The sequence below is a fragment of the Cryptosporangium aurantiacum genome (assembly GCF_900143005.1).
GTDB lineage: Bacteria > Actinomycetota > Actinomycetes > Mycobacteriales > Cryptosporangiaceae > Cryptosporangium > Cryptosporangium aurantiacum.
In genome coordinates, this window is record NZ_FRCS01000002.1 from 728,861 (window position 1) to 749,325 (window position 20,465).

At 68.8% G+C, this 20,465-nt stretch carries 21 protein-coding genes and 1 tRNA gene; 11 read left to right on the top strand and 11 right to left on the bottom strand.

What is annotated here, in order from left to right; genetic code table 11:
* Positions 1-126 precede the first annotated feature (126 nt).
* Complete coding sequence (locus BUB75_RS10120) at positions 127-2,556, top strand: penicillin-binding protein (RefSeq protein ID WP_073254704.1); 2,430 nt, start codon at positions 127-129, stop codon at positions 2,554-2,556.
* A gap of 61 nt (positions 2,557-2,617) precedes the next feature.
* Here the strand turns inward: BUB75_RS10120 and BUB75_RS10125 are convergent, their stop codons facing one another.
* Positions 2,618-3,085: a GatB/YqeY domain-containing protein gene (locus tag BUB75_RS10125; RefSeq protein ID WP_073254707.1), complete on the bottom strand. Its 468-nt coding sequence runs from the start codon at positions 3,083-3,085 to the stop codon at positions 2,618-2,620.
* Positions 3,086-3,180: 95 nt separating this feature from the next.
* Between BUB75_RS10125 and BUB75_RS10130 the strand changes: the two genes are divergently transcribed.
* On the top strand, positions 3,181-4,116 hold the full coding sequence (locus BUB75_RS10130) for a metallophosphoesterase (RefSeq protein ID WP_073254710.1): 936 nt from the start codon (positions 3,181-3,183) through the stop codon (positions 4,114-4,116).
* A gap of 16 nt (positions 4,117-4,132) precedes the next feature.
* A tRNA-Pro gene (locus BUB75_RS10135) sits at positions 4,133-4,209 on the top strand.
* A gap of 55 nt (positions 4,210-4,264) precedes the next feature.
* Here BUB75_RS10135 and BUB75_RS48450 read toward each other — a convergent pair.
* Entirely contained in the window at positions 4,265-4,684 is a 420-nt protein-coding gene (locus BUB75_RS48450) for a tyrosine-type recombinase/integrase (protein ID WP_084740647.1), read from the bottom strand.
* 145 nt (positions 4,685-4,829) lie between these two features.
* Here BUB75_RS48450 and BUB75_RS10145 point away from each other — a divergent pair, with 145 nt between their 5' ends.
* Positions 4,830-5,507 carry an alpha/beta fold hydrolase gene (locus BUB75_RS10145; RefSeq protein ID WP_073254713.1) on the top strand — a complete coding sequence of 226 codons (678 nt, stop codon included), beginning with the start codon at positions 4,830-4,832 and terminating at the stop codon, positions 5,505-5,507.
* Positions 5,508-5,696: 189 nt separating this feature from the next.
* Here BUB75_RS10145 and BUB75_RS10150 read toward each other — a convergent pair whose 3' ends face one another.
* Positions 5,697-7,184 (bottom strand): MFS transporter, encoded by a 1,488-nt coding sequence (locus BUB75_RS10150; RefSeq protein WP_073254716.1) that lies wholly within the window; start codon positions 7,182-7,184, stop codon positions 5,697-5,699.
* Positions 7,185-7,309: 125 nt separating this feature from the next.
* Between BUB75_RS10150 and BUB75_RS10155 the strand changes: the two genes are divergently transcribed.
* A complete protein-coding gene (locus BUB75_RS10155) occupies positions 7,310-8,026 on the top strand; it encodes a TetR/AcrR family transcriptional regulator (protein WP_073254719.1) in 717 nt (238 codons plus the stop codon).
* A 10-nt stretch (positions 8,027-8,036) separates the two neighbouring features.
* Here the strand turns inward: BUB75_RS10155 and BUB75_RS10160 are convergent, their stop codons facing one another.
* Positions 8,037-8,453: a hypothetical protein gene (locus BUB75_RS10160; RefSeq protein ID WP_073254722.1), complete on the bottom strand. Its 417-nt coding sequence runs from the start codon at positions 8,451-8,453 to the stop codon at positions 8,037-8,039.
* Between the two features lie 42 nt (positions 8,454-8,495).
* Here BUB75_RS10160 and BUB75_RS10165 point away from each other — a divergent pair, with 42 nt between their 5' ends.
* On the top strand, positions 8,496-9,233 hold the full coding sequence (locus BUB75_RS10165) for a hypothetical protein (protein ID WP_073254725.1): 738 nt from the start codon (positions 8,496-8,498) through the stop codon (positions 9,231-9,233).
* A gap of 72 nt (positions 9,234-9,305) precedes the next feature.
* Positions 9,306-10,034, top strand: a complete 729-nt coding sequence (locus BUB75_RS10170; protein ID WP_073254728.1) for a hypothetical protein — start codon at positions 9,306-9,308, stop codon at positions 10,032-10,034.
* On the opposite strand, the gene BUB75_RS10175 is transcribed toward BUB75_RS10170, so the two are convergent.
* Positions 10,025-10,762, bottom strand: coding sequence for a sulfite exporter TauE/SafE family protein (locus BUB75_RS10175; protein ID WP_073254731.1), 738 nt, complete (start codon positions 10,760-10,762; stop codon positions 10,025-10,027). The genes BUB75_RS10170 and BUB75_RS10175 overlap by 10 nt on opposite strands.
* Positions 10,759-11,325 (bottom strand): helix-turn-helix domain-containing protein, encoded by a 567-nt coding sequence (locus tag BUB75_RS10180; RefSeq protein WP_073254734.1) that lies wholly within the window; start codon positions 11,323-11,325, stop codon positions 10,759-10,761. Before BUB75_RS10180 ends, BUB75_RS10175 begins: the two co-directional genes overlap by 4 nt.
* A 69-nt stretch (positions 11,326-11,394) precedes the next feature.
* Here BUB75_RS10180 and BUB75_RS10185 point away from each other — a divergent pair, with 69 nt between their 5' ends.
* From BUB75_RS10185 to BUB75_RS10195, 3 genes are all read left to right on the top strand, one after another.
* Positions 11,395-12,192 (top strand): AzlC family ABC transporter permease, encoded by a 798-nt coding sequence (locus BUB75_RS10185; protein WP_073254738.1) that lies wholly within the window; start codon positions 11,395-11,397, stop codon positions 12,190-12,192.
* A complete protein-coding gene (locus tag BUB75_RS10190) occupies positions 12,189-12,512 on the top strand; it encodes an AzlD domain-containing protein (RefSeq protein WP_073254741.1) in 324 nt (107 codons plus the stop codon). The genes BUB75_RS10185 and BUB75_RS10190 overlap by 4 nt, the downstream gene beginning before the upstream one ends.
* A gap of 137 nt (positions 12,513-12,649) precedes the next feature.
* Positions 12,650-13,897, top strand: a complete 1,248-nt coding sequence (locus BUB75_RS10195; protein ID WP_073254744.1) for a CynX/NimT family MFS transporter — start codon at positions 12,650-12,652, stop codon at positions 13,895-13,897.
* Here the strand turns inward: BUB75_RS10195 and BUB75_RS10200 are convergent.
* From BUB75_RS10200 to BUB75_RS10215, 4 genes are all read right to left on the bottom strand, one after another.
* Complete coding sequence (locus BUB75_RS10200; RefSeq protein WP_073254747.1) at positions 13,887-15,119, bottom strand: S1 family peptidase; 1,233 nt, start codon at positions 15,117-15,119, stop codon at positions 13,887-13,889. The two genes, BUB75_RS10195 and BUB75_RS10200, sit on opposite strands and share 11 nt — an antisense overlap.
* A gap of 208 nt (positions 15,120-15,327) precedes the next feature.
* Positions 15,328-15,528, bottom strand: a complete 201-nt coding sequence (locus BUB75_RS44985; protein WP_143175113.1) for a glycosyl hydrolase — start codon at positions 15,526-15,528, stop codon at positions 15,328-15,330.
* Positions 15,529-15,822: 294 nt separating this feature from the next.
* Positions 15,823-17,076: a hypothetical protein gene (locus tag BUB75_RS10210; RefSeq protein ID WP_143175114.1), complete on the bottom strand. Its 1,254-nt coding sequence runs from the start codon at positions 17,074-17,076 to the stop codon at positions 15,823-15,825.
* A 65-nt stretch (positions 17,077-17,141) separates the two neighbouring features.
* Positions 17,142-18,290 (bottom strand): helix-turn-helix domain-containing protein, encoded by a 1,149-nt coding sequence (locus tag BUB75_RS10215; protein ID WP_073254753.1) that lies wholly within the window; start codon positions 18,288-18,290, stop codon positions 17,142-17,144.
* Positions 18,291-18,888: 598 nt separating this feature from the next.
* On the opposite strand from BUB75_RS10215, the gene BUB75_RS10220 reads away from it, so the two are divergent.
* The gene (locus BUB75_RS10220; RefSeq protein WP_143175115.1) at positions 18,889-19,329 is read left to right on the top strand and encodes a hypothetical protein; all 441 of its coding nucleotides are present in this window, start codon (positions 18,889-18,891) and stop codon (positions 19,327-19,329) included.
* A 568-nt stretch (positions 19,330-19,897) separates the two neighbouring features.
* Here the strand turns inward: BUB75_RS10220 and BUB75_RS10225 are convergent.
* Positions 19,898-20,443 (bottom strand): cysteine hydrolase family protein, encoded by a 546-nt coding sequence (locus tag BUB75_RS10225; RefSeq protein ID WP_073254759.1) that lies wholly within the window; start codon positions 20,441-20,443, stop codon positions 19,898-19,900.
* Positions 20,444-20,465 lie beyond the last annotated feature (22 nt).

A 20,465-nucleotide genomic window follows, 5' to 3' on the forward strand; every position in this document is an offset into this window, starting at 1 on the left:
AATGGGCAGTGGCTATCCACCGAACGGTGGAAGTAATGCAGCTCAGAGGCGGTGCCCCTGGTCACACCAACCCGTGAGTAACCACGCGGCCGAGGATTCTGGGTATCGCTGCGTACTCTGGGCGCCGTGAAGTTGCCTCAGGACCGCACGCTCGCCAATGTCGTCTCACTGGTGCTGTGCGGAATCCTCGCCGGTGTGGTGATCGCCGCCGCGGCCTTTCCCGCGGTGGGTGTGTCCGGTTTAACCGCTAAGTCGGCCTCGGATTCCTTCAGCGACCTGCCGGCTGAGATCAAGATCCCACCGGTACCGCAGGTGACGACCCTCTACGCCAGCGACGGCAAGACGGAGATCGCCCGGTTCTTCGACGAGAACCGCCGGAACGTGAAGCTCGCCGACGTCGCACCGGTCATGCGGCAGGCGATCGTGGCGGCCGAGGACAACCGGTTCTACGAGCACCAAGGCGTGGACGCCCGAGGCATCGTCCGCGCGTTCGTGCGGAACCAGAGCAACGGGCAGGTCACCCAGGGCGCGTCCACGCTGACCCAGCAGTACGTGCGATCGATCCTGAAGTACGGCGCGACGAACGACGAAGAGCTCCGGCTGGCCACCGAAGACACCGCCGGGCGAAAGCTCCGCGAGATGCGGTACGCGATCGCGCTGGAGAAGGAGCTCACCAAGGACCAGATCCTGGAGAACTACCTCAACATCACGTTCTTCGGTAACCAGGGCTACGGCATCTACGCCGCGTCATACGTGTACTTCAGCAAGCCGCCGTCCCAGCTCACGCTGCCCGAGGCCGCGATGATCGCCGGGATGGCGCAGAACCCGACCCAGTACAACCCGGTCGACAACGAGCAGTTCGGCAAGAAGCCGGCGCTCGACCGCCGGGAGTACGTGCTGAACCAGATGGTGAAGCTGAAGTACATCACCCAGGCCGAGGCCGACGCGGCGAAGAAGACCGACCTCGGGCTGAAGCCGAAGTCCGCGCCCCAGTCCTGCGAGAACGGCAACACCGCCTACGGCTTCTTCTGCGGCTGGTTCCTCGACTGGTGGAAGTCGAACCCGGCGTTCGGCAAGACCCGCACCGAGCGTGAGGACAACCTCCGCAAGGGCGGCTACAAGATCGTCTCGTCGCTCGACGTCCGGATGCAGAAGGCGGCGCAGCAGGAGATCGACGAGCGCCTCGACGCGGGCAGCCGCTTCGCGACCGGCATCGTGATGGTCGAACCCGGCACCGGCCGGGTGAAGGCGATGGCGATCAACCGGAAGTACGGCATCAAGAAGAACCCGGGCGGGAAGACCTACCCGTACACGGTGAACCCGCTGCTGTCCGGTTCGTCGATCTCGCCGGGATACCAGGCCGGTTCGACGTTCAAAATGTTCACCGCGATCGCGGCGCTGGAGAAGGGCATCCCGCTCAGCAACACGATCTACGCGCAGGACCGGTACGTCTCGCAGTACTTCGGCCCCTGCAAGACCGGCGGCAATCGGTACTGTCCGAAGAACGCGTCGCCGACGATGAAGGGCCTGCAGACGATGTCGAGCGCCTTCGGCGAATCGGCGAACACGTACTTCCTCCCGCTGGAGGAGCAGGTCTCGGTCAAGGCCGCGGTCAGCGCCGCCGAGAAGGCGGGCGTCGAGTTCCGCGCGAGCGTCGACCTGGAGAACAAGGCGGACGCGCAGACCGACTCGACCGCCTGGGGATCGTTCACGCTCGGTACCGCGCAGGTCTCGCCGCTGGACATGGCGACCGCCTACGCGACGATCGCCGCGCGGGGCAAGTACTGCGCTCCGCTGCCGCTCAAGTCGATCGCGGACCAGGACGGCAAACAGCTGACCGAGCTGTCCACCCCGTCCTGCAAACAGACGATCCCGCAGCAGGTCGCGGACGCGGCCGCCGACATGGCGCGCTGCCCGGTCGGTGACAACTCGATGGTCGGCATCAGCTGCACCCACCCGGGCGGTGGCCGCACCGCGGCCAGCGTCGGCCGGGTGATCGACCGGCCGGTGGCCGGCAAGACCGGTACCACCGACGACAACAACGCGGCGTGGTTCGTCGGGTTCACGCCGAACCTCGCGGCGGCCGGCTTCCTCGCGAACCCGGACAAGTACCTCGACTCGGTGCCGAACACCCAAATCCCGATCGACGCCACCCGTCAAGCGATGAACACCGCACTCCAGAAGCTGCCGGTCAAGCAGTTCGTCGCGCCGACGAGCAAGCTGGCGTACGGCATCCGGGTGACGGTGCCGGACACCACCGGTGACTCGGTGGAGGCCGCGACGAACAAGCTCCGCGACGCGGGCTTCGAGGTGCGGTTGTCGCCGGTCCGGGAGAGCTCGGAGGTCGGTGAAGGGCGGGTGGCTCGCACCGATCCGTCCGGGGGCAGCGACAGCACGAAGGGCAGCGTCGTCACGATCGTGGTGAGTAACGGCGAGCCACCGGCGCCGCGGACACCGGAGCCCGGCGGGGACGCGGGTGACCAGATCCGAGATCAGATCTGTTCGGCCAACCCGGATCTGCCGATGTGTCAGACCGAAGGCGCTCAACCGAACTAGCCCGTAACGCCCGCGGCCCCCGATCACTTCGATCGGGGGCCGCGGGCGTTCGTAGGGTCCGTCAGGCGGAGAGCTGGCGCTTCACCTCGGCGGCCACCCGGCCGCCCTGCGCCCGGCCGGCGACGGCGGCCTGGACCGCCTTCATGGCCTTCCCCATCTGCTTGACGTCGGAGACGCCGGTCTCGGCGAGCGCCGACGCCACGACGGCGGTCAGCTCCTCGTCGCTCAGCTGTGCCGGCAGGTAGCGGGAGAGCACCTCGCCCTCGGCGCGCTCACGGTCGGCACGATCGGCCCGTCCGCCCGATGCAAAGGCCTCAGCGGCCTCAACGCGCTTCTTGGCCTCTCGGGTAAGCACCCGCAAGACTTCGTCGTCAGAGAGCTCACGAGCGGCCTTGCCGGCCACCTCCTCGTTCCGGATCGCGGTCAGCGCCATCCGCAACGTCGATGTGACCAGTTCGTCCCGTTGTTTCATCGCGGTCGTGAGGTCGGTCGAGAGGCGGGTCTTCAGGCCGCCCGCAGCAGTGCTCATGCTCCAGACGCTACTCCCGGTGGACACCGCACCCGGAGGGATTTCGGGACGGCTCGGGAACGGTGGTGCGACCGTGCGTGTGTACGCTGCCGGGCATGAGGTGGGGTACCCGTCTGTCACTGGGTGTGGTCGGCGCAGGCGCGGCGACCCTGCTGTACGCATCGACCTACGAACGGCTGCGGTGGACGCTGCGCCGATTCGACGTGCCGGTACTGGCCCAGGACGCCGAGCCGTTCCGCATCCTGCACGTGTCCGATCTGCACATGCTGCCGGGCCAGCACAGCAAGCAGGAGTGGGTGCGCAGCCTGGACGCGCTCGACCCCGACTTCGTCGCGCTCACCGGTGACAACCTCTCGTCGCCGGACGCCGTCCCGGCCGTCCTCGACGCGCTCGGCCCCCTGCTCGGGCGCCCGGGGGCGTTCGTGTTCGGCTCGAACGACTACTACGGGCCGATCCCGAAGAACCCGTTCAAATACTTCAACAAGCACCACAAGCGGACGCACGGGCCCTCCCTGCCGTGGACCGACTTGCGGGACGCGCTGGCCGAGGCCGGCTGGGCGGACCTCACGAACGCCAAGGCCTCGGTGGTCGCCGGAGGCCGAACGATCGAGCTCGGCGGCGTCGACGACCCGCACCTAAAGCTCGACGACTACTCGGCGATCGCGGGCCCCCTCGACCCCACGGCCGACCTCCACCTCGGGCTGGTGCACGCGCCCGAGCCCCGGGTCCTCGACCAGTTCGCCGCCGACCGGTACGACCTGGTGCTCGCCGGTCACACGCACGGTGGCCAGCTGCGGGTGCCGGGTTACGGCGCGCTGGTGACCAACTGCGGCATCGAACGTGATCTCGCTCGCGGCGCGCACCGCTGGAACGGCGACACGTGGATCCACGTTTCCGCAGGTATGGGCACCTCTCCGTACGCTCCGATCCGGTTCGCGTGCCCGCCAGAGGTGAGCCTGCTCACGCTCGTGCCACGGCCTGAGCACGGGGCACGCGATACCCGTGCGCGTGACGCCGCCGGCGTCAGCTAGACTTCCTCCGTGCCGCCGGGGTGTGGCGCAGCTTGGTAGCGCGCTTCGTTCGGGACGAAGAGGCCGTGGGTTCGAATCCCGCCACCCCGACCAGGTCACAAGGGGTGCACCCATTGGGTGCACCCCTTCTGCGTGGCTAATAGAGTGACTAAGCGGCAGGATCTCCCTCCGGCTCCCCCGGGTCGTCCTGCTTGAAGATGCGGTCCATAGCTACCGCGCCGCCTTGGACGACCGGCCGGATCTGCTGTCGGCAGACCAGGGTCAACCCGCCGCGGTCCGAGAGCAGGGACACGAAGCTGTGCCGTAGCTCGCGCGGCGTCCACTCCGCCGCGGTGACTCCCGGCGCGTCCTTGATCGCATTCCGGAAGTCGCGCCGGACGTGCGAGGGATCGAGCGGCGTGCCGACTTTCGAGGCGAAGACCAGGCTGTTCTCTACCCAGTCCGCGCCGGCTGCCTCGCGGTCGGCGTCCTGCTGGACCTTCTGGCGCTCCAGGGCGTCAACGCAGCGCTGCGGGAGAGCGAGCGTCCGGCGAGACTTCCGCGTCTTCCCGATCGCGGGACTTCCGATCGCCCGTCCGCAGCGTCAGCCCACTGTCGGAGTTCCCGTGCAGCACCCCGTTCCTCACTACCGGACGGCTTGGCCAATTCGCAGACTGTTCACACAGTCAATGACAGAATGTACGTCGAGTGCGGCCGAAGTTAGGAGTGCGCCGGTGAGTGAGTACGACGTGGTTCTCGTGCACGGCGGATGGCACGGCCCGTGGTGCTGGGAGGCCGTGGAAGCGGATCTGCGGACTGCGGGCTTGAGACCGCGCACCGTGGAGCTGCCCATGCGCTCGCTGGCGGAGGACGCCGAGGTGTTGCGCTCGGACCTCGGGGCCAAGCACCCGGACCGGCGCGTGGTGGTGGTCGGCCACTCGTACGCGGGTGCGGTGGTCAGTTCCGCGGGTCACCAGGCGGATCGACTCGTCTATGTCGCGGCGATCGCACTCCGGAAGGGGCAGACGATCACCGATTCCGTCGGTGCCGGCTTCGGGTTGGTCCCAGGAATCGCGGTTGATCAAGCGTCGGAGGAGACCCGGCTGACTGCCGAGTGCATGCCCTACTTCTACAACCTCTGCGACGACGCGACTCGAGACCGGGTGCTCGGTCGCCTCCGTCCGTTCGGCGCCGCGTGCATCTTCGAGGCGATGGCCGAACCGGCGGCGTGGGAGAGCGTCCCGTCCACGTACGTGATCTGTACGGAGGACCGCGTGCTGCCCTTGGATTACCAGCGCGCCCGCGCCGACGAGATGCAAGCTCAGGTGGAGATCGTTGCTGACCATTCGCCGTTCGCCTCGGCCGAACCCGCACTGGTCGACGCGATCGTCCACGCCGCGGCCCAGGTCTGACATCGACGCCTGCGGAGTTCAGCCGGTGCCCCGTTCGGCGGCCCATCGAGCCAGTGACTCCGGTGCGCTGATGCGGTCCCATCCCACCGCGGCCGCCCCGTGCAGCGCACCGTCGTCGCCGTGTGCGGACGGCGACACCGGCGGCGGCGCGCTCGGCCGGCGCCGCGTGGCGCCGGCCGCGAGGTCGAGTCAGCCAACCGGCACGGGTTCCTCCGTCGGCGCCGGCTTCTGGTCGCGCATGATCAGCGTGGCCACGATCGCGGCGCCCAACACCGCGACCGCGCTCAGCGTGAAGGTCAGCGACATCGAGGCGGTGAAGGCCTCTCGTGCGGCGTGCACCAGACCGGCGTCGCCAGAAGACCCGGCGAGCGCCTCGGCGATCGAGCGCTTCGCGTGCTCCGGTGCGTCGGCGGGCATCTGGCGGGTGTAACCACTGGAGAGGAGCGAGCCGAGAATCGCGATACCGAGCGCGGCACCGGCCTGCTGGATCGTGTCGTTCAGGGCCGATCCGACGCCGGCCTTCTCCGCCGGAATGGTGCCCATCAGCGCGTTAATCGCGGCAGGCATCGCCAGGCCGGCGCCGAGGCCGAGCAGCCCGAGTCCGACGGCGGGCAGGGTGAAGCCGCTGTCGGCCGAGACCGTGGCCAGCAGTGCGAAGGACGCGGACATCGCCAGCATTCCGACCAGAACCAGCAGGCGGTTGCCGACCTTCGCGGCGAGCCCGGCGCCCGCAGCGTTGCCGATCAGGGCGGCGACGGCCAGCGGCACGAATGCGAAGCCCGCCTTGACCGGCGAGTAGCCGAGCACGAACTGCAGATACTGGGTCAGCACCAGGAGCAGGCCGCCGTTGCCGATCTGCACGAGCGTCAGGGAGAGCGAGCCGCCGCGGAAGTTGCGGTGCTTGAACAGGACCAGCGGCACCATCGGATCCGAGGTGCGGTTCTCCCAGATCACGAAGCCGACCAGAGCGACCACCGCGACGGCCAGGGTGACCGCGGACCGGCCCTCGAACGCGCCGTGCCGCGGGATCTCGATGATCCACCAGATCAGCGCCGTCATGCCGACCGCGGAGAGCACGGCGCCGAGCGGGTCGGGCTTCTGCCACGGCCCCTTCGACTCCGGCATGAGCGTGATCGCGGCCAGGATCGCCAGCACGACCACCGGCACGTTGAGGAAGAAGATCGAGCGCCAGGAGAAGTGGTCGATCAGGACGCCGCCCAGCACGGGGCTGCCGACCAGGCCGAGCATCGACACCGAACCCCACGCCGCCATCGCCTTGCCACGTTCCTCCGCGTCGAAGACGACGATCAGGATCGACAGCGTGGACGGCATGATCAGCGCGCCGCCGACACCCATCGCTACCCGCGCGGCGATCACCTCACCGGGGTTGGTGCAGAAGACCGCGGCGAGCGACGCGGCTCCGAACACCAGTAAGCCGATCAGCATGATCCGTCGGCGGCCGAATCGGTCGCCGAGGCTTCCCGAGGTGAGCAGGAGACCGGCGAAGACCAGGATGTAGGAGTCCAGGATCCACTGGATGTCCTGTGCGTTCGCGCCGATGTCCGCGGTCATCTCCGGCACGGCGACGGTCAGCGCCATGTTGTCGATGACCAGCACCAGCGAACTCAGGCACAGCACGACCAGGATCCACCAGCGGCGTGGGTTGCGGGCGTCCATCGGTTTCCTTCCAGCTGCGTACAGTGTTCCGTTACTGCGTTCACTGTACGCACGGCGGAACGCTGTACGCAACTGCTCGCTCCTGTACGCTCGGAGCGAACGACGTACGCACAGGAAGGAGCGTGATGGCGTCCAAGAACCCGATCCCGTCCGTCTGGGCTCGTCAGCCGCGCGAGGCGGATCAGCCCGCGCTCAGCCGCGTCGCGATCGTCCGGGAAGCAATCGCGATGCTGGACGCCGAAGGCATCGAGGCGCTCAGCATGCGAAAGCTCGGCGCTCGCCTGAACACCGCCGCCACGTCGCTCTACCGGCACGTCGCGACCAAAGAGGAGCTGATGGAGCTCGCGGTCGACGAGGTCTTCGCCGAGATCACCGTGCCGCCGGCGGGCAGCACCGACTGGCGCGCCGCCGTCACCGAAGCCGCCGGATCATTCCGCGCGACGGCGCTGCGCCACCCGTGGCTCGCCTCGGTGCTGGGCCAGGCCGGTCTCGCCTACCTCGGGCCCAACTTGATGTCGTTCTCCGACCGGTTGGCCGCGCTGTTCGCGACGGCAGGATTTGCCGAGCCGAGCCGGGGAATCGACACCGTCCTGGCCTACGTCATCGGGATGAGCACGACGGAGGCGGCCTGGCTCACCACGGTCGCCCGCTCCGGGGAGACCGAGCCCGAGTTCATCGCCCGGCTCATGCCCGCCGCCCGGCAAGCCGCGATCGGCCACGAACACGTGTCCGCCGACTACGGCGACTCTGACTTCCCCGATCCGGTGGCGATCCGCGACACCAAGTTCGCCTACGGCCTGGACGTCGTGCTCGACGGGCTCGCACTGCGGCTGTCGACCTGAACGGGCCTGCTCAGAACAGGTACGCGGACGCCTCGTCGGTGCTCAGGATCCACAGCACGACGACCGCCGCGAACACGCCCAGTACCAGCCAGACGTCGAAGCGACCCAGCAACACCGCGAGCCCGGCGTCCACCAGGAGGACCACTTCCAGGAGCCGGATCCAGGACCCGAGCATCGCCGGTCGGCTGTGCAGCCGATGCCCTAGCCAGACCAGCAACCCGGCTGCCGCCCCGCCGAGGATCACGAGAGCGAGCGGGTGTGTTCTCGCCGCCGCGTATCCGCCGACGCCGAGGTGCTCCGCGCCGCGCACGTAATAAGCGAGCACTCCGAGCAGGGCCGCGACGCCATAGGTCGCCGCCTGCCCGAAGAGCACGAACCGGAGCCGGCGCACGGGGGCCGGAGCCAGGGCGATCGGTTCCGAATCCATTGTGGCCAATCTCGGGAGGGTGTCGGTACGGTACCGAACGTTGTGGCGTCGGCGCACCACTGTCCGGAGGAGCGTGCTGCCATCAGCGCGAACGAGCGGTACGCCAACGAGACGCGGCTGCAGTACTGGCGTCGCCGGCCGACGACGCGCCTGGCTCTCGCCCTCGCAGGCACAGCTGTCGGGCTACTTCTCGTCCGCCTGATCGTCGTCCTGGTCATCAACAGTGATCGAGCCGACGCGAGCGCGGTGAAGAACATCGAGTTCTCCGGGCGGTACTACCCGATCAAGATGGTCTGCCCGCTCATCAACGACGACGCGCTCGAGAAGTCACTCGGCGACCCCGCTCTCCGTGAGGAGGGGCTGTTCGCGACCGGCAACGGGTTCGTGGCCGACGAGATCTCCCGCTCCGTCACCACGCGGTGTGGCTCGCAGAACCTGGGATACGCGACCGACCCGCAGGTCCAGTTCTTCTTCAGCGCCACGGTCTTCGCCGAACCGGTCGACAAAGCCAAATTTCCCTGCGGCGCGGGTCCGGGCGAGAAGAGTAGTGAGGGCACGATCGGTGACCACCAGGTCTGCCGCATCACCAGCCCGAACAACGCCGCGACCTACGTCGTCGACGACAACGCGGTCATCAGGTGCTCGGTCGAGGCGGTGGACGACGCGTCGATCCCCCGCATGACCCGTGCAGCGGAGACGCAGTGCGCGGAGTTCATCGACGCGCTGGCTCGGGCACGGCCCGTCTCGTTCCTAGGCCCCGGCTTCCTGACCGTCCGGTAACACCGCTCACCGCGTCGCGGACTGGCGCGCGGTGAACGTCTGCCGCAGGGAACTCGACCACAATGGTCGTTCATGCGAACATGGCTCGCTCTAGGCCTCATCCTCGTCGTCGCCGCGTGCGGTAGCCCGGAGCCCTCTCCGACGGTCACCGAACGTCCTCGACCAAAACCGTCGCCGACGCAGGAGCAGACCGACCTCGTCGCAGCGTTACGACGAACACAGGCCGCGCCGTACCGGTTCGCGGTGCAGGCGACCCTCCCCGAGAACGAGAAGGTGAAGGCCACCGGAGCCTTCGACACGAAAGAACAAATCTTCACGTCCGAGACGACGCTGACCAGCCCGAAAAACCCGTCGTCCACCGAGCGCATCGTTCTCGGCACGGATGCCTACCAGCGTGAGCCGGGCGACCCGTGGGTGCACCTCGACCTCACCAGGATCAAGAAGAACAGCCTGTTCTACTTCGACCTGACCGACCCGACCGGCCTGAGCCAGTTCGCCGAGACAGTCACGTTCGCTAAGCGCTCCGGGCCCGCCACGTACACCGGCCGGTTCCGTCCGGACGGCGAGACCGACGAGCCGTTCCTCCCGATCGGTGCGCCGAGCCTGTGGTCGAGCGGCATGCGCGTCTCGCCGTTCACGATCACGGTCGACGACCAGGGCTGGGTCACCGCGATCAGCGTGGAGCTGTCCCCGAGCGACAGCCCCACGCTGACGATGAAGACGACGCTCAGCGCGCACGGTCAGCCCCTATCAGTGTCGGCGCCGGACGCGCGGGAAGCCGACCCCGGCGTCTACGAGTAGGCGTCCAGCCCCAGGTAGACGGCCAGCCCGATGCCGGCCAGCGCGATCACCACGCGCAACGCGTCCGCGGGAGAGTGCCGCACCACGACGGGGCCGAGCCGACCGCCGACGAAGAACCCCACGGCCAGCGGCAGAGCCGCTGACCACACGACCGGACCGAACACGACGAACCCGACCGCGGCGATGGCGTTCGCCGCGCCGAGCACGAGGTTGCGGTAGGCACCGGCGCGCGCCAGCGTGCCGGTGCCGATCGCGAGCAGCACCGCGAGCATCAACACACCCGCCGCCGCACCGAAGTACCCGCCGTAGATGCCGATCAGGAAGATGGCCAGCAGCGTCGGCCAACCGGGCCGCTGCTCCAGCTCCCGCACCTCGCCGGGACGGCGGACCAGGATCGCGACCGACGCCGACGCGATCAGGAACGGGACGATCTTCTCGAACGCTGCCGAGGGCGTCCAGAGCAGCAACGCACCGCCGACCGCACCGCCCAGCGTGCTGACCCCCGCCAGCTCCAGCGCACGCCGCCAGTGCCCCTCCAGCTCCGGCCGCGAGCCCAGCAGCGCCCCGAAGCTGTTGAACAGCAGCGCGACGGTGTTCGTGACGTTCGCACTCAACGGCGGCAGACCGACCGCGAGTAGCGCGGGGTAGCTGACCAGCGACGCGAGCCCGGCGATCGTGCCGGTCAGACCGGCTCCGAAACCCGCGACCAAGAGCAGGACGAACGTCATACGTTCTCGGACAGGAGCACTGCCCGGGTCCCCGCCTCGAGTGCCTCGAACACGTGCGCGACGTCGCCGGGGTACTGCACGTAGTCCCCCGGAGCCAGCTCGACCGGATCGTTGCTCAGCCCCACCAGCGCACGACCCGTGCAGATCACCACGTGCTCCACCGTGCCCGGCAGGTGCGGATCCGACTCGCGGGCACGCCCGGGGTCAGCCGAGATGAGATAAATGTCCCGGCGGGCGTTCGGCGGACAGGACGCCAGCAGCGTCGCCACGTACTCCGCGTGCTCGGAGTAGATCGTCGGCCCCTCCCCTGCCCGGATGACCTGCACCTTCGGAATCGCCGGTTCCACCAGCCGGGAGAACGGCACGTCGAGGGCGACGCTGAGCGCCCACAATGTCTCCACGCTGGGGTTTCCGGTGCCGGACTCCAGTTGCGACAGGGTCGACTTCGCGATGCCGGCCTGCTTCGCCACCTCGCTCAGCGAGAGCCTGGCGCGCGCCCGCTCGCGCCGTAGCGAGGCCGCGATGACGTCCAGCGGGGCGCCCCGCCGCGGGTTCTCGGTCACTGGGTTCGCTCCATCGGTCTATCCGTTCGCCTTGACGAACGCCCGGTCTGGGGTTCAGCATATCTGCCTATGCGTTCGTTATACCGAACACTCGGCCCGGAGCTGACCCGAAGCATCGTCCTGGTCTGCCTCGCCGACGCGCTCGTCGGGGCGTCCTACGGTGCGATCGCGGTCAGCTCCGGATTCCCGCTGTGGCTTCCGATCCTGCTCTCCGTTCTCGTCTTCGCGGGCGCGGCGCAATTCCTGTTCCTCGGGTTGATCGCCGGCGGCGGCAACCCGTTGGCCGCTGTCGCGGCCGGTCTGCTGGTGAACGCCAGGCATCTCCCCTTCGGCCTCGCGGTCGCTCAGGTTTTTGATCGACGCCGTCCGGCGAACCACCGCCCGACGGTCGGTGGGGGTGCACCACCGGACAGCCGGGAGTCGCGCAACTGGCTCCGGCAGCTGCTCGGATCCCACCTGATGACCGACGAGACGGTGGCGTTCGCGCTGGCTCAGGACGATCCCGACCGCCGGCGTGCGGCGTACTGGGCGAGCGGCGTCGCGCTGTTCGTCAGCTGGAATATCTCGGTTGTGCTCGGCGGGATGGCGGGCAGCGTCATCGGGGATACCGACGCACTGGGGCTGGACGCCGCGTTCCCGGCCGTTCTGCTGGCGCTGGTGCTGCCGTCGCTGACCGATGCGGCGACCCGCTGGGCGGCCCTAATCGGGGTCGTCGTCGCGCTGGGCACCACGCCGTTTCTGCCGGCCGGGGCGCCGGTGCTGCTGGCGCTGGTCGGGGTGGCGGTCGTGGCGCCGTTCACGGTGCTGCGACGACAGGCGTCCGCGGCGGACGCTCGCGCGGCCGGCGGCGAGGGGAGGTCCGCATGAACGGGTCGGTTCTGCTGGTGGCGGGCGTGGTCGTGCTCGCGGTAGGCACGCTCGGGTTCCGTGTGGCCGGGCCGCTGCTCCGGGAACGGCTGACGCTGTCGCCGCGCATCGAGTCGCTGATGGGGCAGCTCGCCGTCGTCCTGCTGGTCGCGTTGGTCGCGACGTCCGCAACGCTGGAGGGGAACGGGTTCGTCGGGGTCGCCCGCCCGGCCGGAGTGCTGGTCGGTGGCGTCCTGGCGTGGCGGAAGGCGCCGTTCGTCGTGGTGGTCGTGGCGGCTGCGGCCACCGCGGCCGTACTCCGCCTCCTCGGCGTCCCCTGACGCAGGCTCCTGCGCGGGATGACGCGATCCCGGCCTCTATGCCGCTCTTAGAGGCCGGGATCGCGTCAACGCGCGTCGCGACCGGCAGTGCCGGGAAAGCGAGAGAAGGATCGTCGTGAGCGGATGAGGAGCACCACGTGAGCACTGACGGCCGGCGGACGCTCGTCCTCGGCGTGGCCATCGCCTTGGTCGCGGCCAACCTCCGGCCCGCGCTGGCGAGCGTCGGGCCGGTGCTCTCCGACATCCGCGCCGACCTCGGCCTGTCCGGCACCGGCGCGTCGCTGCTCACTTCGCTACCGGTGGTCTGTCTCGGCCTGGTCGCCGCCGCCGCACCGGCCCTCTCTCGGCGGTGGGGCAGCGAGCGGGTGATCGCGCTGGTGACGGCCGTGATTACGGTCGCGCTGGTGCTCCGCGTGACCGACGGCCGGGTCGCGCTCTTCGTCGGCTCGATCGTGACCGCCGGCGCGATCGCGATCGCCAACGTGCTGATCCCCGCCCTGATCAAGCGTGACTTCCCCGGCCACACCGGCTCGATGACCGGCGTCTACACGATGGCGTTGTCCGGGGCGGCCGCGGTCGCCGCCGGAGTGACCGTTCCGCTCAGCGAGTCCACCGACCACGGTTGGCGCAGCGGGCTGGCGTTCTGGGCGATCCCGGCCCTGGTCGCGTTCGTGGTCTGGACGACGCTGGTCTGGCTACCCGGTCGGCGGAGGTCCACCACCGCACCACCGCACTCCGCCCAGGGCTCGCTCCTCCGCGACCCGCTCGCCTGGTCGGTCACGATCTTCTTCGGCCTGCAGTCGCTCTCCTTCTACAGCGTCCTGTCCTGGCTCCCGTCGATCTACCGCGACGCCGGCTACGACGCGGCCACCGCGGGCCTGCTGCTCTCGATCTCGGCGTTCGTCCAGATCCCGATCACGCTCGTGCTGCCGTCGTTCGCCGCCCGGGCGACCCACCAGCGCTGGTACGCGCTCGCCTGCACGCTGACCACCGGCCTGGGTCTGGCCGGCATCCTGATCGCCCCGACCGCCGCGCCGTACCTGTGGGTGGTCGTGCTCGGTATCGGGCAGGGCGGCTCGTTCGGCGTCGGGCTCCTGCTGTTCTCGCTGCGGACCCGCACCACCGCCGCGACGGCCCGCCTGTCCGCTCAGGCACAGACCGTCGGATACCTGGTGGCCGCCGCCGGACCGCTCCTGGTCGGCGCGGTCCACGACGCCACCGGGTCGTGGTCGATGCCGGTGGCGCTGCTGATCGCGCTGCTGGTTCCGCAGGCGGTGTTCGGCCTGCTAGCCGGTGCCCGCCGGTTCGTCGGCCCGGCACCGGACGCCGCGACGGCCCGGGCCGAGGGGACCCGGGCCGCCGAACGGCGCTCTACTACTGGATGAGCTGCAGTCCGGTGTCTGCCAGCACCTCGTCGATCGGCTGGAAGAACGAGGTGAACCCGAACGTGTCGCAGCCGCCGTTCGTGCCGCCGGAGACGATGCCCTGGGCCTGGTCACCAGCGAACAGCGCACCACCGCTGTCGCCGGGCTGGGTGCAGAGATCGGTCTGGGTCAGCCCGCGCACCTGGCCCTCGGGGTAGACCACCGTGGTGTTGTACGCCTGGACGACACCGCACGTGGTGCCGGTCGTCGAGCCGGTCTTGCAGACGGGCGACCCGACCGGCACCAGCGTGGCACCGGTGATCGGCTGCAGCTGGTTCTGGTTGATCACCGCGGGCTGCGGGTCGAGCGACTGCGGGTCGTCGACCTCGATCGTCCCGTAGTCGTTGCCGGGGAACTCGACCAGGTCGGACTGGCCGATCACCTGCTGGCCGTCGGTCCAGGTCTGCACCGCCTCCGTGCAGTGGCCCGCGGTGATCACCACCGCGTTCTGACCGTCGGTGGCGTTGAACGCCGAGGTGCACCGTCCGCCGCCCGCAGCGTTCAGGATCGCCTGCCCGCCGAAGAACGCCTGGGTGGTGAACGTCGCGGTGGTGCGCTGCACGCGGACCGCGTCGCCGTACCCTTCGAGCTTCTCCAGCCAGGCGTCAGCGCGCGAGTCCGCCGCCGCGGTGTCGGAGACCTGGACCGTGACCGTGTTGCTCGCGGCGTCCACGGTCCACGCGGTACCGGGGATGCGGCTGATCGCGTCCAGCTGCGCCTGGATCTGCTGCAGTTCGGGAAGGCTCCGGCTGACCAGCCGCGCGGTGCCACCGGCGTCCTCGACCACGTCCGCAGCGTCCTGGTCGGTGACGTTGACCATCAGGTCACCGGTCGTGCGGCTCAGCCAGGTGCCTGCGACCCGGCTGCCCAGCGCGCTCTGGATCGTCACCGCGGTCCGAGTCCGGCTGTCCAGCTGCGCCAGCCGCGCCTCGGCGTCCTCTTCGGAGATCCCGAGTTCCGCGGCGAGGGCGCGGACCGCGATTTGTTTGATCGCGGGTGAGTACGCGGAGGGGCCGGTGTCCGTCGTCTCCTTCGCGGGCCGCGCCGCGTCGGTTGCTCCCGCCGTCGGTGCCGTAGCCAGGAAGGCGGCTAATGCTGCGGCGACGGCTCCTGCCAGGACGGACGTGATCGTTGCTGTCCGTCGACTGGCGGATGGGGCACGACGGTGACGGGGAGTAGGCATCCGAGCTCCTCGGTATCGGCGTACGACCGACCCTGCGGCAGGATTTCCGAATAGTTCCGTATCGCAGCATCGGTAGTGATGCGAGCAACACGGTTCACCGTCGTGAATGGTTCAGGTGGGATTCTCCGCAATACGAACGGTTCGTCATGCATGCCAGCACGCTGACCTGGACTCTTGCGCCCGAGGTTATCGACGCAGAGTCGATGCGTCATGCCGCTCGGTAGGCCGCACCGACGGTGGTGCGGGTGCCGTCGGACGCATAGAGCGCAGTCCCCTCCTGACCGTCGGTCGGGGGCGAGAAGTGGAACCAGGCGTACCGCTCGACGAACGGCAACGAGTCGAGCATCCGGCTGGACGCCTCGACGAACGCGACCCGCGGTAGGGCTGGGTGACGGGCTCGATCCCACACCCGCGTGCCCGGGCCCGACGCTCGGCCCGGGCGCGGCGGTTGTCGTCGTCGACGCGACCGGGGCAGGCGGGGTCACCTCGGAGTACGCCAGCGCCGTGTCGTCCGACCGCAGCCAGGTGAGCCACCCGGCGACACCGAGGGTTCCGACGACGAGGGCCATCGCCGTCAGGAGATGAGTAACGTCCGACCGCGCTCGGGTCGCCTGCGCTGTCGCACGCGCGCCAGTATCCGGCGCTCACTTCAGCGAACGGCGATCAAGCGCTGGGGTCACATCAACCTCATAGGACACGTCTACTACGCGCTGACTCCGATCGAACTGTCCGTACTCGGCGCCGCGGGGAGGACGATCGGCGGCTCACGCCGAACGGTCGCGCCCAGCATCGCCGGGGTGTTCCGGCCGAACAGCGGCCGGCCGTGCTGGTCGGCGAGCGGGTCGGCGAGCATGCGCTCGTGGACGCGCCGGCCGGTCGGCAGACCCTCGCCGAGGTCCATCGATCCGTAGGGCTCCAGTTCGAGCATCCCGAGGACGGAACCGAGCTTGCGGCTGCACGTCAGCCCGTTGATGCGATCGGCCCAGCGAAGCCGGTCGCGCACCCAGGCCCGGACGTAGCCGGCACAGTCGGCAGGGGTGAAGTCTCGCTGGGCCTTCTTCGCGGCCTCCAGCGCCGCGGCGATCCGACGCTGCCCGGCCGGCGGCACCTGCACGCTCGCAACCCGAATCCCCACCTCGTCGATGAACCGACGGCGGCGGTCGATCGCCGTTCTCCAGAACGCCACGTCGGCGTCCGAGACCGGACTACCGGACTCCAGCAGCGAGAACAGGCTCTCCGCCAGGACGTCACCGAACTCTTCCCGGCGTGCCCGTTCGGGGGTCCGAAACGGGTCGAACTCGCGCTGGGCGGCGATGCCGCTCATCCCGATCGCCCGGTCCGCAGCGCAGTCGAGCAGGTAGAACCAGTCCTCGTTGTAGACGTCGGGGAAGAACGCGGTGAAGTGCTGCGGATTCACCATCAGCGCACCGGCCCCGACGAACGTGTCCTGCTGCCCACCGGTCAGCCGGTTCGCATGGCAGACCACCGAGTTGTCCAGGAATCCGACGACCCTCATGCCTGCGGCCCGGTGGCGCTTGCCGACCGTGCTCGCCGCCCGGAGCACGTCCACCCAGTCCGGCACGACCAGATCGTCATCGAGGAAGAACAGCCGCCGGACGCCGGTAGCCCTGGCAATCACCAGCGCCAGATTGCGCTTGACGCTCACGTCGCTCACCCGCGGGCTGACGCCGGCGGCGATCGCATCGGCCTCGAACTGGAACATCTCCTGCGACTTGGTGTACCCGGGCGGGACGTCGACCGCGATCAGCCTGCCGCCGAGACGACCCTCGTAGACGTCGATGACCTGTCGGGCATGGCACCGTCCGCTGGCCAGCACGAGCAGCACACAGCCGAGGCGCTCGGCCAACCGAGCCGCTTCGGACAGATAGGAGACCGGGCGGCTGGTCGGTACCGCGATCATGTCGACCTGCGTGACGGTCGGAGTCGAGACCGGCACCGGCCGGAGGAGATCGCGGTGGGAGCCCCGGTGATTCGCCGAGGACCAGGAAGGGGCAACCGTGGTCACTGATCCGCCCCACCGTTCCGGCGCCCGCGCGCCCATTCGAAGAGACGGGTTTCGGGCACGGTCCAGTCCGGCGTCACTGTGTGGCCTTCGAAGACCGGCACCCGAACAAGCAGGCAGAACTCTTCCGCGTCACCGAATCTCTCTTCCAGGAACTCCTCGTTCCGATCTCGGAACCAGGCATCGGTGAGCGCGCGCACGGCTCCGAGCGTGCCGCGCCCGTACATCGCATTGCAGATCGTCAACGTGCGGTGGCGATTGAACGGGTTGGGCCCGCGATAGAACAGCCCGACGTCCTCACGAAGCTCCATGCCTTCGCCTACCGGAGCAACGGTCGCGGAATATCGATGGCGGTCGCCGCCTTCGTTGACCTCGAAATACGCGCCCTCCGCGCGGTCGGCGGAAGAGACCTGCCGGATCGGCAACTCCAGCCGGTCCAGCAGCGCACGCGTCACCGGATTCCAGTCGACTCCGCCCAGCAGCACGAGGTGGCTCGAGAAGTCGTCCGGCGTGAGGGTATTTCGCGAACGAAATCGGATTCGGGTGTTCTGTGGGTTGGTCGCGCGTATGTGACCGTACAACTCGACCATCGCGTCGAGGTCGGCGTAGCGATACATCTCCACGTAGTCGGGGCTATAGGAATCGGCGTACGCCGGCCGCTCGGCGACCGGCAGCTCGCTGGCGACGATCGCCACCGGCCGTTCGTTCTCGAAGCGCCAGGTGCCGCGTCCCAGCTTCTTCGCCACCGGCGGTTCGACGATCGCGGACGCCCACTCCGCCACCGGTACCGCAACCGGTGCGAGTGCGTCACGACGGAGAGCCAGCAGCTCGTGCTCGAGATCGATCACGCGCTCACGCTCGTTGGGCGTGAGCTCCTCTTCTTCCAGGAGCCGCCCTTCCGGCACCGATCGTTCAGTGGCGAACAAGCGCGCGTAGGCACGGAGGCGGCCCTCCGGCGGCACGACCGGGTCGTTCGCGCGTTCCCACGAGGAGATCAGCGGTGCGCTGAGGGGGTCCTCCCCGCCGAGCAGGTGGGCCAGCCTCTCCTGGCTGAGCTTCACGTCCTTGAATCCGGACGTGCGGAGCTGGCGGAGCCTTCGACTAAGGCGAAGTTCCGCCGGAATCGGCTGCGAAGAACTGACCGTCATGGACTTCAGCTTCTTTCACCTGAAGAAGCCCGGCAGGGACGAAACGACGTACCTACTTCAATACCAGAGCCGCGCTACACCGCGAGGCACCGAAACTCGGTGTGAGTCACACCGCCCCCATACGTCCCACAAGAAGCAGTAGTTGCCCGCACGGGCAGCATATGACCCAACGTAGCGTGGGTACAATAGGTTCAGATACTTGTCAGCACCTTCAGCTGATGGTCTACTGATCTTAGGTAGGAACTTTCGCAGGTGGCGGACCGTCGGCCGGCCGAAGGGGGCTCGGTCAGCGAGGTACGGCGTTCCGCTCGGCTGGCCCCCGTAACACCTCGATAAGGCACCACCTCCATAGCTGCGCGACCGACTCGTTCACTGCGGCGGTCCCGCGACGACTTCAGAGTTCTGGCATCGATGTCAGAACGGCCCGGCTCGAGAAGCAATGCCGGCCGACGAAGTCAGTCGGCCACGCTTATGGCTCTGAGCAGCAGAAACGCTTACGCTCGCCCGAAATCGGCAAGTGCGCGGGCAATTGCCGCGACCGCTTTCGCCGACGGGGTGGGATCCGTCAAACCGTTATGCCGTCCTGGGGGGGACACGCATGCCTATTACGACGATCGGACAGTTATCGCAGAACATTTCCGCGGCCGACGCCACTCGCGTCGTCAACGTGGCGCACGACATCGCCGGCTACCTATTGATCGTGTTTGCCGTGCTCATCGTGGCGGTCTCCGGCCCACGGCGCCGCTCGCGCGTCTTCGCCATCCTGTTCGCCTCGGCGATCGTGCTCGTCGTCGTCACGGGTTGCGCGAGCCCGGCCGCAGCGGCGTCACCGGGTAACGAGACCGATGACCTGACCTCGATCACGGCGTGGTTCGGCGCCGTCGGCATGGGTCTCGCCGCACTGCTGCTGGGAACGACGGTCGCGATGGTGGCCGGAGCGCTGCGTCTGCTCGCCGCCGCGTGGAGCGTCGTCGTTGCAGGGCTGCGGGCAGGCGCGTTCCTCGGGCTGATCGTCGCCGTCGTTCTGATCGCGACCTGAACGAACGCCCCGGGCGAGAGCCCGGGGCGTCGACGACTTGACCGGATGAAAGACCTCGGAGAGGTCTCCGGAACGGCGTCGGCCGCCCCGTCGGAGGGGGCGGGGCGGCCGGCGCGTCACACGACTCGGATCAACCGCGCCGCCGGACCGCGTACCGACTGCGGTCGTGGACGACGGTCCTCCCACGGCCCGATACCGGATTACGCGCCGAGTCGGTTACTCGGCGCCCCCGGCCGGCCGCCCGCCGCTCGGCGCGGTTCGACCCGACGGCCGACCCCTCCACGGCCGATCCCGGGTTCTCTTCGAAGTCTGAAGTAGACAGTGCACGCATAAGTGGTACCTCCAGCTCGTGACGCCGCGAGTCAGCGGCAGCGGAAGCCCAACTGAGGTCACCGAGAGGCCCGGACACCCGGGCAGGAGACGATCAGCTGAGACGAAGGACGAAGGAGCGGGAAGCGCTGCCGCGGTGACGTCACGCGGCGATCGCGAAACCTTCCGGCCCCGCTGGGGTGCTTGTCAGCTGATCACGCGACGAGGCTAACCCGCGACGGTCGGCGGCGCGAACGATTTATTCGGCGCGCAGCTCGAGGCCGTCGGCGGCGCAGATGTTCGCCCCCATGTTGAGCTCCATCATCTTGAGCGCAGCCTCCGCCAACTCCTCGTGGATGTGCGCGACCGCGTCCTTCGGGATGACGACGTCGTGGTGCCGGATGTGCGCGTCCAACGCGGAGTACAGCACGCACTGCTCGGTCACCTGCCCCGTCAGCACGAGACGAGTGGCCTTGAGCTGGCCGAGCAGGTACTCCAACGGCGTCTGGAAGAAGATCGAGTGACGGGCCTTGACCACGAACATCGTCTCCTCGGCCGGCCGCAGCGGTTCGACCAGCTGCGGCGCCTTCCCCTCGATCGCCACCTGGTAGATCGAGTCGCGGTTCGAAGTCCACGAGCCGAAGTTGTCGTTCACGTAGATCACCGGGACGTCGTCCGCGGACGCACGCTCGATCAGGCGCTCGATCGCCGGCACCGCCGCCTCGGCGGAGCTGAGCAACTGGTCGGCGTCCGGGTAGTCGTACGGGGTGATCATGTCGATCACGATCAGCGCGGTGTTGGCCACGGATCAGGACTAACCGGGATGG

Coding starts and splice junctions, on each gene's coding strand:
- BUB75_RS10200 (WP_073254747.1), bottom strand. CDS start 15,119: ATGCCTACTCCCCGTCACCGTCGTGCCCCATCCGCCAGTCGACGGACA.
- BUB75_RS10170 (WP_073254728.1), top strand. CDS start 9,306: ATGCGAACATGGCTCGCTCTAGGCCTCATCCTCGTCGTCGCCGCGTGC.
- BUB75_RS10155 (WP_073254719.1), top strand. CDS start 7,310: ATGGCGTCCAAGAACCCGATCCCGTCCGTCTGGGCTCGTCAGCCGCGC.
- BUB75_RS10125 (WP_073254707.1), bottom strand. CDS start 3,085: ATGAGCACTGCTGCGGGCGGCCTGAAGACCCGCCTCTCGACCGACCTC.
- BUB75_RS10185 (WP_073254738.1), top strand. CDS start 11,395: ATGCGTTCGTTATACCGAACACTCGGCCCGGAGCTGACCCGAAGCATC.
- BUB75_RS10215 (WP_073254753.1), bottom strand. CDS start 18,290: ATGACGGTCAGTTCTTCGCAGCCGATTCCGGCGGAACTTCGCCTTAGT.
- BUB75_RS10190 (WP_073254741.1), top strand. CDS start 12,189: ATGAACGGGTCGGTTCTGCTGGTGGCGGGCGTGGTCGTGCTCGCGGTA.
- BUB75_RS10175 (WP_073254731.1), bottom strand. CDS start 10,762: ATGACGTTCGTCCTGCTCTTGGTCGCGGGTTTCGGAGCCGGTCTGACC.
- BUB75_RS10220 (WP_143175115.1), top strand. CDS start 18,889: ATGCCTATTACGACGATCGGACAGTTATCGCAGAACATTTCCGCGGCC.
- BUB75_RS10160 (WP_073254722.1), bottom strand. CDS start 8,453: ATGGATTCGGAACCGATCGCCCTGGCTCCGGCCCCCGTGCGCCGGCTC.
- BUB75_RS10130 (WP_073254710.1), top strand. CDS start 3,181: ATGAGGTGGGGTACCCGTCTGTCACTGGGTGTGGTCGGCGCAGGCGCG.
- BUB75_RS10150 (WP_073254716.1), bottom strand. CDS start 7,184: ATGGACGCCCGCAACCCACGCCGCTGGTGGATCCTGGTCGTGCTGTGC.